Source organism: Streptococcus sp. UMB1203 (genome assembly GCF_030217725.1).
Lineage (GTDB): Bacteria > Bacillota > Bacilli > Lactobacillales > Streptococcaceae > Streptococcus.
Genome location: NZ_JASOOK010000042.1, coordinates 1 through 9,162 on the forward strand (window position 1 = coordinate 1; position 9,162 = coordinate 9,162).

General features: G+C 37.1%; 1 protein-coding gene. It reads right to left on the reverse strand.

What is annotated here, in order from left to right:
- Positions 1–302: 302 nt before the first annotated feature.
- Positions 303–8,603, reverse strand: coding sequence for an Ig-like domain-containing protein (locus tag QP439_RS08500; RefSeq protein ID WP_285389509.1), 8,301 nt, complete (start codon positions 8,601–8,603; stop codon positions 303–305).
- Positions 8,604–9,162 lie beyond the last annotated feature (559 nt).

Here is a 9,162-nt window from a genome sequence, read left to right on the forward strand (position 1 = left end):
TCCACTGGTTTTTACGATTTTTATCAGACTAACTTCCACTTGGATTAACGGTGGAAGTTAGTTTGGGAATTTAGCCTATAATAAATAAATTTTATTTTTTAAACTTATTTTTATTACTTATAATAATAAATATGTTTTATTTTTAAGTATTCATCCTCTTTTTAGTAATATTAAAAGCATTTTTTACCATTTTTTATCGAATATTAGCAAATCCATTTTCGGAAAAAAATTGGAAATTTCAAAAAACCAATGACTTTTACATCATTGGTTTTCTGCTATATTCGTTTATCAGATAGATTTAATTAATCTTCTTTCTTCTTGCGAGCTACAAGTCCAAATCCACTCAAGACTCCAAGAAGTCCAAGTGCCGCAAGACGGGCATTGTCTTCTGTACCAGTATTTGGCAATTCTTTTTGACCCTCAACATATTTAGGTGTTGCTGGTTGTTTTGGTTGCTCAGGTACTACTGGCATGTCTGGAGTTACTGGTTTCTCAGGGCTTGTTGGCTCTTGTGGAGAAACTGGTTGACTTGGTTCAACCGGTCTTGGAGTTGGCATCTCAACTTTCTTGAAGATATGTCTGATATTTCCATTTGGATCTGTCACAGTCTTCACATATTCGTAACCTGGAATTGTTTCTGGTTCTTTAGAACCTGGTTCCATTGGTTTCAATGGATTTCCTTTTTCATCTGTCCAAGTTGTTGTAATTTGTTTACCTGGCTCTGTTTGAGGAATAAGTGGTGTTGAAACTTTCTCATAAACGTGTTCTGTATCGCCGTTTGGTAATTTCTTAGTCTCTACGAAGCGGTAGCCTGGAATGTCTTTCTTATCTACAAATCCACTTTCTTTGTCTTTGATTTCGTTACCATCTTTATCTTTGAAGAATGTTGTTACTTTTTCGTATACGTGTTCTGTATCTCCGTTTGGCAGTGGTTTTGTTTCTACGAATCTGTATCCTGGGATATCTTTCTTCGGTTGTTTTCCTTCTTCTGTTGGATAATTTGGAATTTCTTTTCCTTCTTTATCCTTGAATGAAGTTTTAACTTTTTCGTATACGTGTTCTGTATCTCCATTTGGTAGTTTCTTCGTTTCTACGAATCTGTATTCTGGAACATTATCTTTCTTCGGCGTTGTCCCTTTTTCTACAGGATAATTTGGAATTTCTTTTCCTTCTTTATCCTTGAAGAAGGTTACAACTTGTTTATAGATATGTCTAGTGTTTCCGTGTTCGTCTGTTACTGTTTCTACATAACGATACTCAGGAATATCTTTCTTCGGTGTTGTTCCATCTTCGCTTGGATATCCTTTAATTGGATTTCCATTTTCATCTACAAATTCAGTATCCGGACGTACTGTTGGTGTGTAAGTAGCAGAAATAGTTTTACCTAATTTATCTTTTCTAACGACAGTTATACCATCTGCAGTACCTGTGAATTCTGGGTCTGGAGTGAATGTTACTTTACCATCTTTATCGATTGTATACGTTCCTTCTCCTTCTACCACCCTTGTAGTTGTTCCATCATCAAACGTAGGTGGTACATCTAAGTCAACATCTCCTGTGAATTCTGGAGTTTCAGATTGAGGAGTATTCTTAGGTCCTTCTGAAGTTTTGTCTACAGTCGCTGTTACTGGTGTTACTGTTGGAGTGTATTTAGCCGTTACTTCTGTTCCGTTTTTATCTACACGTTGTACAGTTACTCCTGTAGCTGTTCCTAAGAATTCTGGTTCTGGTTTAAATGTTACTTCGCCAGTCTTAGGATCAATTGTGTATGTTCCTTCGCCTTCAACTGTTACAGAATCAACTGGATCTCCTGTCTTAGGATCAACTAGTTTAGCTGGTACATCCTTATCAATTTCAACAGTTTCTTCTTTACCGTTGATTTTCGCTGATCCACCATTGAATACTGGTGTTCCTTTTTGAGTTTGACCTTTAGGTCCTACTGATGTTTCATCTTCTCCAGTTGGTGTTACTGGTACTACTTTTGGAGTATACTTAGCTGTTACTGGTGTTCCATTCTTATCAACACGTTGAACTTCTACCCCTTCTCCTTTTCCAGTAAATTGTGGTTCTGGTTGGAATTTCACTTTACCATCTTCAATTGTGTATGTTCCTTCTCCAGGAATTACTACTGGTTCATCAGTTGGTTCTCCTGTTTCTGGATCAATCAGTTTAGGAGCCTTTGTTTCATCAATCTCAACAGTTTTTTCTTCACCGTTAACCGTTACTGTTCCACCTTTGAATTCTGGTAATCCTGTTTGTGGTTTACCTTGAATATCTTTAGATTTAGCTGGTGTTGCTGTTGGAGTTACACCTTTCACTTTAGGTGTGTAGCGCGCTTGAACTGTTGTTCCGTTCGTATCTTGACGTTGAACAGTTACACCTGTCGCTTGTCCTGTGAAGTCTTTTTTCGGAGTGAATGTTACATTACCATCTTTGTCGATAGTATAAGTTCCTTCTCCTTCTACTACAACTTCATCTGTTAGTTTTCCTGTTTCTGGATCGATTAGTTTCGCTGGTACTTTATTGTCGATAGGGAATTCATCATCTCCACCTTTGAATACTGGTGTACCTGTTTGCTTAGCACCTTGAATATCTTCTGATGTAACATCTTCTCCTGTTGGTTTAACCGGAGTTACTGTTGGAGTGTATTTAGCTTTTACAGGTGTTCCGTTTGTATCTTCACGTTGAACTTCTACACCTGTAGCTGTTCCTGTGAATTGTGGTTCTGGTTGGAATTTAACTCTTCCATCTTCGATTGTGTATGTTCCTTCTCCTTCTACTACAACTTTGTCAGTTGGCTCTCCTGTTGTTGGATCAATTAGTTTTGGAGCTTTTGTTTCATCAATTGGAACAACTTTCTCTTCACCGTTAATCGATACTGTTCCACCTTTGAATTCTGGTAATCCTGTTTGTGCTTTACCTTGAATATCTGTTGTTTTAGCTGGTGTTGCTGTTGGTTTAACAGGTTTAATGTTAGGTGTGTACGTAGTTCTTACTGGAGTTCCGTTCATATCTGCTGCTTGAATCGTTACCGTCGGAACTTTTCCTACGTATGTTTTGTCTTCTGGTGTGTATACTGCAACTGGATCTTTACCAGGCTCTTTTACAAGAGTATACTTACCGATTACTTTATTAGGATCTTTTGGATCTTTTACAACTACTTCATCAGTTGGTTTTCCATTTTCACCTACTAATGTAACTGAACCTGGATTAACCGGAACTGGATCTGATTTAATTGGGTTTCCAGCTGGATCTTCTAAGTCTGCAGTTCCACCTTTGAACGTAATTGGTTGTTTTTGAGTTGCACCTTGTACATCAGTTGATTCAGCTGGCTTAGCCGTTGGTTTAACTCCTACGATTACTGGAGTATAATCAGCTGTTGCCGGTGTATTGTTTTTATCAACACGTTGAACTGTTACTGGTTGTACTGGCCCTACATAAGATTTATCTATTGGTGTGAATTTCACTTCTCCTGTAGTCGGATTTAAAGTATACTTACCGATTACATTTCCTTCTGGATCTTTCGCTGGAAGTTCATTTGAAGGAACAGGTTTCTTCGTTTCTGGATCTAGTAATGTTGCTGGAGCATCGTAATTAATCGGCACTGCTTCATTACCTGGTTTAAAGTAAGGTTTACCTTTTTGTTCTTGACCTTGTACTCCTGTAGTAATGTTATCGAATCCTTCTGGTACTACTGGTTTAACAATCGGTGTGTATTTCGCTGTAGCTGGTGTTCCGTTTGTATCGACACGTTTTACAGTTACACCTTTAGCTACACCTGTGAATTGTTTTTCTGGTTGGAAGTGAACTGTTCCATCTGGATCTACTGTGTATGTACCTTCTCCTGGTACTACTTTTGTAGTCGTTCCATCTTCGAACGTCGCAGGTACTTTATCGTCGATTGGGAATTCCGGATCTCCTTCGGTAAATTTCACTTTACTTTGTTGAGGTAATCCTTGAAGGTTTGTAGTAGTTTTATCTTGTCCTTCTGGTACTACTGGAGTAACAGTTGGAGTGTAAGTTGTTTCAACTTTTGTTCCGTTTTTGTCTGCCGCAGTTACTTTCGCTGGATCTGGTGTTCCAGTGAAGTCTTTATTCGGTTGGAATGTAATCACTCCAGTTTCTGGGTCTAAAGTATAAGTACCCACTTCTTTTCCATCTTTAAGAGCTGGCATTGTTGTGACTTCTGCACCTGTTGGGTCTACAAGTTTGATTGTCGACTTATCGATTGGTGCTGATTTGTCACCTTCTTTGAACATTGTAGTCGCATCTTGAGTTTGTGGTCTGCCTTGTTTTCCAGAAGTTTCTTTAGGTTCTGCAGTTGGTTCTACTGCTTCAACTTCTGGCGTGTAATCTCCACTAGATGTAACTTCAACTTTGTTTCCTTCTGAATCAGTTGCTGTTACAGATACTTTTACTTCTACCCCTTTCGCTTGTCCTTTGAAGCTTGGTTCTGGAGTGAATGTCACTGCACCTGTTGTTGGGTCAATAGCGTATGTTCCTTCTCCTTCAACTACAACCTTACCTTCTTCATTAGCACCTTCTAATGAGTACTTAGCTGTTGTCCAGTCTACGTTTGTATTATCTGGAGTATTCGCTGTTGTATTTAATGCTGAGAATCTTTCACTTCCTGGAATTGAAGTTTGAACTTGACCTTGTTTTCCAGTTGTTTTATCATCTTTTGGTTTAACACCATATACTGTTGGTGTATAAGTCGTTGTAGATTCTACTACTACTGGTTGACCGTCATCTCCTGTAATTGTTACGTTAGCTGCCACTGTTAATGGTTTAGCATTACCGATAAAGCCTGGTGCAGGTGTAAATGATACTGCTCCTGTAGTTCCATCAATAGCATACGTACCTTCTTCAGTCGTTACAGAATCTGTTTTCTTACCTGATACTGGATCTACTAGTTTGTAGTCAGATACTTCTGCATTATTTGGTAATCCAGTCTTGAATCCTGTTTCCATTGAATCAGTTTGTTCTTGACCTTCTGCACCAGATGATTTTTCAGGTTTAGAAACTACGATGTAGTAAGTTGTTTCTGCAACTGCGTCTTCTGTAACTTCTCCAGCATCTGTTTTTCCTACTGTTGGAGTTGTTACAACACCGTTTGAGTCAACAGCTCTTACTGTTACTTTGTAAGATCCGTATTGACCTAATGTATAAGCTGCAACTTCTGGATTTGATAAGTTTTCTGCAGCTTTTGTTTTTAATGCTGTACGTGCTGCTTCTACCGCTTTTTCTGCTTCTAAAGCTTCTTGACGACTTGAAGTAACTTTCGCTGTTAATTCAGGAAGTTTTCCTTGAGCTTCTTTTAATTTCTCATCTAAGCTAGCTTTGAAGTCTTTTACATCTTTAAGTTTCTTTTCAGCTAAGTCTTTCGCTGTTACAGAAATTGTACGAAGTTTTAGGTTCGCTAATGCTGCTTCTGCGTCTGCAATCATTTGTACTTGACGGTCTACTTGTTCTTGAATACCAGCAAGTTCATTTTGTGCTACTCGAACATCTTCAATCGCCGTTGCTGCTGCTTGTGTCTTTTCTGCAGCTGTACGTTGTGCTTGAATATAAGCTTTTTCTTCCGCATCTGCTAAGTTAAATTCTTTCTTAGTTCCATCTGGAGCTGTTACTGTTAATTTAGTTTTGATAGTTTCTGACTCAGCATCATCTGATTTATCATCAATAACATCTTCAAATTCTACATTTGCTTTAGGAGATTTTAGTAAATCTACAGAGTTATCTTTTGTTTCAGCATAGCTTGTAGATGAAGCAGTCGGTTTATCATTTTGGATAGATGCTACATCATTTCCAATTGCTTCACGATAAGATACATACCCTTTGAATCCTGAAGATGTTTCAATTGACCATCCTGCATTAGATTCTTTAGCTGTTACTGTTGAACCGTCAGAAGCTGTCCATTGTTTTGTTGCTGAATCATACTTCACTGTAACAATAAGGCCTTGTTTATCAGCTGTTTGTTCTCTTGGCACAGCTGTAACTGTACGAGTTACGTCTCCTACTGCAGTTACTTCACCATTTTTACGAATTTCTGCTACTTTATCAATTAAATTAGCTGCTGAAGAAGTTGCATTCCATGTACGTGTAAATTCATAAACAATAAAATCAACATCTCCATTTGCTTTTGCATCTGTATATACACGACGTTCTGTTAAAGTTGATGTTCCGTCTCCATTATCTTTTAATACGTATGCATCTTCATTAGCAAGAGTATATTTACCTGTTGCACGGTTAAATGTCGCTGTATAAGATTTTCCAGCTGCATCTTTTACTGTTGCAATTTCACGTTGAATATCTGCACGAACTTTATCTGTAGAGGCTTTTGCTTCGATACTATTAATTCCTACATATTGTGTTGAATCTGAAGTTACAGGTAATTCGAATTTAGTTGGTGCTGTTGCTGAAGCATCTGCTAATTGATCGCCTTCTTTTACTGCTTTATTCGTAGTTCCTGCGCCTACAGTCCATTTTCCATCTTTGACAACTAAGTTTGTTACAGTCCCATCAGGCATCGTGATTTCTGCTTTATTTGCTCCGTTTGATACTGTTACAGGAACTTTTGTTGCATAAGCTTCTACGTTAGATACTGTAATTTTTGGTGCTACTGCAATTGTAATATTTTCGTGAGCTTCTTGCCCGTCCATATTCCAGTCAACATTCTTAGCGTTTGTAGCGTTATTGTAGTCTTTTGCTAATGCAGCTACAGTATAGATTCCAGCTTCTGAAGCTGTTCCATGAATTTTCCCTGTTGTCGGATTATAACTTAATCCTGGAATTACGTCTGCAACTGAAGCGTCTTGACCTGTGTAAACACCATTTAACGTAGTATGAGCATTAACTGTTTGAGGTGATGTCATTGTTCTTATTTTTGTTCCATCAATAGCTGTAAATGTTGCTGCTTTTGATGTAGATGGAGCAGTTTTAGAACCTGCTACTACTTTAGAACCGTTATCTGCATACACATATCCAGCTCTTTCATCTTTATTCATTCCCTCGTTATCTACATATTTAATGTCATGGTCTACTTCATCTCCGATTGTAACCATTTTAGATGTTCCTAAAATAGATGGAGCTGATGAGTCTTGCCAGCCAATCCAACCAGCTGTTAAATCACGGAAAGTAACCTGTTGAGATTGTCCATCTTTTTCAACTGTTACGATATAACGCATATCATAAACACCATTTTGAAGGTTAGATGCTGCATACCCTTCTACTGTGTCTGTTTTTTCATTATACCCAGTACCTGGAATCAAGTTACTAAGGTCAATTTTTTTAATCGAATAACCTGCTGCCTCTGCTTCTTGTGATAAACTGAAACGTTTTTTCACATCTGTAATATATACATAGTGAGTTCCTTGTTCGTAAGTATAACCATAAATTTCAGTTGCTAGGTACTCGTAAGGTCCACCCGCTCCCCAGGTATTATTACCGTTATTTTTTCCACTAGCACGAACTTTACCTTTCCATAAAAGTGCTTCTTTTGCTAGTTTTTGAGCTTCAGTTTTTGATAAAGGAATATCTGTACGTCCACCTACATCTGGTCTTCCACTGTTAGCTGCTCCAATTTCTGTATTTTCTGATTGGTATCCGTGAACGTATATTCTATATTTATCGTTACCGTCTAATGTTTTATATGATTTACCTGTAGCTGTAAGAAATTCACCGTTTTCTTTTCTTAACTCTGTTGAATTTCTAGTGTATCCTTCATCAGCTGATAACGCTACACTATAGTTACCATCACGACCAATACCGTTTCGTTTCAATTCATCATAAACTGCCTGAATAGACTCGTTCAAACGGTTCAATTGGGCATCCACTTGTTCTTTTGTCAAGCTCTTATCTGCCAACAATTTGTTCGTTTCTGCTAGGACAGCTTGGTTTTTAGCAACTGCAGCTTCAACTGCTACTCTATTTTCTTCTGATACCTCTTTTTTACGAAGTTCTGTAGCAGCAAGTGTATTAGTTACATCAGCTTCTGATGAAACTTGTGTCAAGACAGTTGTTGCTTCAGAAACTGCTTTTTCTGTTGGTGTAGCGTTTCTTTCTGCTTCTGCTTTTGCTACCTTGTCTTTATCAGCCTGTTCTTTCTCTAATCCAAGTTTATTTGATTCAGTTACAACTGTTCCCAATGCAGAGAGAATATCTTTTTGGATATCTACCTCTTCTTGCTTAGCTGCTTCATTTGCTAAAACAGCTTTTGCAGTAGCTAAGGCTTCACGAGCATTGGCTATAACTGAAGGGTCTGCATTCTTAGTAGTTGAAAGTTTAGATTCTAAAGTAGTAATACTTGCTTCAAGAACAGCTTTATTTACTTTTTTAGTCTCTTCTGCTTTAACTTCTGTTTTTGCTTCCGTAGTTTTTCCAATTTCTGGCTTTACTTCTGTGGTATTCTGATCAGATTTTTCAGCTAGAGTTGCTGCTACGGTAGTTTCCGCACTTTGTACCTCTGTCGCTGAAACTGCTCCATTTCCTAAGAACATTAAACCAGCCGCAATCGCTACTGATGCTGCTCCAAAACTGTATTTACGAATCCCATAACGGATGTACTTTTCTACTCTAAAATCTTGTTGTTGCTTGCCTTTCATTGAGCCCAACAACCTCCTTTTATTTTCATCATGTTAGTTAAAAATTTCCAAAAAAATCCATCAACAATTTCTTTACATAATCGAGAGGAAATTTTATATAATTCACAATTAACATGTATATAAATAATATCACATCTTATCTCATTACACAAGATATTTGATTTATAATTTTTCAAAAAAATAACAATTTTCTAAGTAAAATTTAGGTAACATTTTACTTGAATTATCAGCATTTTATAAGGGTCATAATTTTTAAAATTGTCGCTTTTGTTCCTATTTTCTGAATATTTTCTACCCTCTTTTTATATTTAAATCTTCGTTATTTTTTATCATTATTTTTGTATATTTATTTAAAACTAACCTTGTAAAACGATTGCTTTATCTCATTTTTATATATTTTCCTTTTATCATTTAACTTTAGAAAGACGATTGCAAAACTTTCTACCAACTTTTGAGGTTTTCCGAGATAGTTGAATAATGAAGGGCTCTATAATATTTGTAGTGGGTAAATCCCCTATAGATATTATGGAGCCTATTTTTGTGTAGAAAAAAAGTCCCA

Excerpts from the sequence above, each read along its gene's own strand:
- QP439_RS08500 (WP_285389509.1), bottom strand. The coding sequence starts at position 8,603 with ATGAAAGGCAAGCAACAACAAGATTTTAGAGTAGAAAAGTACATCCGT.